The organism is Rhodoblastus sp. (genome assembly GCF_052145335.1).
Classification (GTDB): domain Bacteria; phylum Pseudomonadota; class Alphaproteobacteria; order Rhizobiales; family Beijerinckiaceae; genus Rhodoblastus.
In genome coordinates this window covers 1-2,960 of record NZ_JBKQOU010000101.1, presented here as the reverse complement: position 1 = coordinate 2,960, position 2,960 = coordinate 1, and the positions used below count along the sequence as shown (strand labels likewise).

The 2,960-nt window shown below is 63.9% G+C and carries 2 protein-coding genes; both read left to right on the top strand.

The features are described from left to right. Positions 1 to 1,003 (top strand): xanthine dehydrogenase family protein molybdopterin-binding subunit (locus tag ACLP2E_RS07725; protein WP_442465580.1); only part of this gene is annotated, 1,003 nt, incomplete at its 5' end. Between the two features lie 799 nt (positions 1,004 to 1,802). Beyond that, on the top strand, positions 1,803 to 2,960 hold a 1,158-nt coding region (locus tag ACLP2E_RS07720; RefSeq protein WP_442465579.1), incomplete at its 3' end, for an ABC transporter substrate-binding protein.

Genomic DNA, 2,960 nt, shown 5'->3' with positions numbered 1-2,960 from the left:
GGTCGGCGGAGCCCCGGTCAAGGTCGTCTGGACTCGCGAGGATGACATCCGCAACGACTTCTACCACACGGTGTCGGTCGAACGCCTCGAGGCGGGGCTCGACAAGGGCGGCAAGGTCGTCGCCTGGCGGCATGTCAGCGTCGCGCCGACGATTATCTCGCTCTTCGCCCCCGATCCCAAGCTCGAGGCGCCGTTCGAGCAGGGCATGGGCCTCGTCGACATGCCCTTCGACATCAAGAACATCAGCATCGAGAACGGCGAGGCGGAAGCGCACACCAAGATCGGCTGGTGGCGCTCCGTCTCGAACGTTCCGCACGGGTTCGCCATCCAATCCTTCGTTGCCGAACTGGCCGCTGCGGCAGGCAAGGATCAGAAGGCGTTCTTGCTCGACCTGATCGGACCTCCCCGCATCCTCGACGCGCCAGAGAAGGTGAAGAGCTTCTGGGACTACGGCGAGAATCCGGAAGTCTACCCGATCGACACCGGCCGGCTTCGCAACGTCCTCGAATTCGTCGCCGAGAAGGCCGATTGGGGTCGCAAAGTGCCGCCAGGCCATGGTCTCGGTTTGGCCGTCCACCGCAGTTTCGTGAGCTATGTCGCAGCCGTCATCGAAGCCGCGGTCGACGAGAAGGGCAACGTCACTGTGCCGCGAGTCGACATCGCCGTCGACTGCGGCCCGACCGTCAATCCGGATCGCGTCCGCTCTCAATTTGAAGGAGCGGTCGTCATGGGTCTTGGGGTGGGCTTGATGAACGAAATCTCATTCAAGGACGGCAAGGTGCAGCAAAGCAACCTCGACGACTACCTGGTGTTGCGCATCAGCGACGCGCCCAACGAGACCCATGTGCATATCGTGCCGCATGGCTACGACATGCCGCTGGGCGGTGTGGGCGAACCTGGCGTGCCGCCGGTCGCCCCGGCGCTCATGAACGCGATCTATGCCGCAAGCGGCAAACGCATCCGCGCCTTGCCGCTCGGACAGCAGTTGGGCAACAAGGCGTGACTTAGCCCGGCGCTGAGAGCGCGGGCCGGGTTAGGCCTAGCGCGCGCCGCCTTTGCAAGCAAGGCGTGGCGGCGCGAACACCTGATGGTTTCACCTCGTGAGCCTGCGACAGCCCGGAACATGAGGAGTGGAGTTGGACTAGGGTTACGTCGACAAGGGTGGGAACGAACAGAACGCACGCTCGAATGCCGGCAATATTGTGCCGACGCCGCGCTGTGCGGACGGCCACATTGGCCATGGCGCCGTGGTTGATCTCTCCCGCACGCGCACATGATCGCATACGAAAGAAGCGGACCACCTGTCGCCGCGACACTATACTACGGATTGCATGAGTTTTTGACCATTCGCTTGGGAGCGCGGATGACTCCCAGTAACGGCAGCTATTGCGCGACGCGGTCATTTACAGTCTTCGGAGGGAACGGCCAGTTTCCCGCCCAACTCCGGCGTCCCCGACTGCTGTCTGTTACGTCAGCAATCACTGAAGGGGTTCGGACGCCGGCCCTTTCGGACGGTCGTGCGAGCGGACCCTTTTTTTGCAACTTTTGGAGAGGAATGGAAACTTTTGGAACCGGCGCCTGGAAGGGAACTGAAGGAAATGGAAGGCCTGCGCGAGCCGGCGCCGAGATGAACAACAGCCTCACGACGATCTTTGGACAGGCGGCGCCAGACAGCCCATCAGGCCGATCGCGTCGCCTCTTTCCTGCAAGACCAAATCGTTCCAAGGATCGCAGTCGCTGAGTTCGACTGAGCCAGCCGGCGCAACCGATGGTCCAAAACGAAAGCCGAGGGGAGGCGTTCCATGACTTTGAGCATCGCATCGAGCCTTTGCCGTACCGCCCTTGCGGCCGCGTTCACGTTTGCGGGGTCTCAGGCGGCCCTCGCCGAAATTCCGAACCGGACAATCAAGATCGGCGTGCTCAGCGATTTCTCCGGTCCGTTCGCCGATCAGGTCGGCAAGGGCTCGTTTGTCGGGGCGCAGATGGCGGCGGAGGATTTCGCCAAGGAGTCGGGCGATCTCAAGGTCGAGATCGTCTTCGCCGACCATCAGAACAAGCCCGACGTCGGTCTTTCGATCGTTCGCCGCTGGATCGAGCAGGAGGGGGTCGACGCGGTGGCCGATCTGGCCAATTCGGGCGTCGGGCTTGCGGTCAACCCCTATCTGCACGACAAGAACCGCACGATGCTCGCGTCGTCCACCGCGACGTCCGACCTGACCGGCAAATTCTGCCAGCCGACCACGGTCCAATGGACCCTCGACACCTGGGCGCTGGGCTCCGCGATCGGCCGGACGATCACCAAGGCCGGCGGGACATCCTGGTATTTCATCAGTTTCGACTATGCCCTGGGCAAGGCGCTGCAGCGCGATGCGACCGAGGCGATCGTCAAGGCGGGCGGACGGGTGATCGGCTCGGTTTCCCATCCTCTCGGCGTCACGGATTTCGGCTCCTACCTGTTGCAGGCCCAGGCCTCGGGCGCGAAGGTCGTTGCGCTCGCCGACACCGGCGCCGACGCCATCAATGCAATCCGCCAGGCCGCTGAATTCCGCGTCGCCGGCGGCGACACGCGGCTCGCGGGGCTGTTCCTGCAGATCACCGACATCGACGCGCTCGGGCTCGACAGAGCCAAAGGCCTGATCCTTTCGGAAGCCTTCTACTGGGACCTGAACGACGCAACCCGCGCCTTCGCCAGGCGCTTCGCCGAGCGCATGGACGGCCGCATGCCGACGGAGGATCAGGCGGGCGTCTACTCGGAAACGCTCGCCTATCTCCGCGCCGCCAAGGCCGCCGATACGATCGACGGCGACAAGGTGGTGGCGGCCATGAAAGCCGCCCCGATCGCGGACCCGCTGTTCGGGCTTGTGGTCGTGCGCCCGGACGGGCGGGCCACCCACCCGATGTACGTGTTCAAGGTCAAGCCGCCGGCCGAGTCCAAGGGCCGCTGGGACGTCTATGACCTC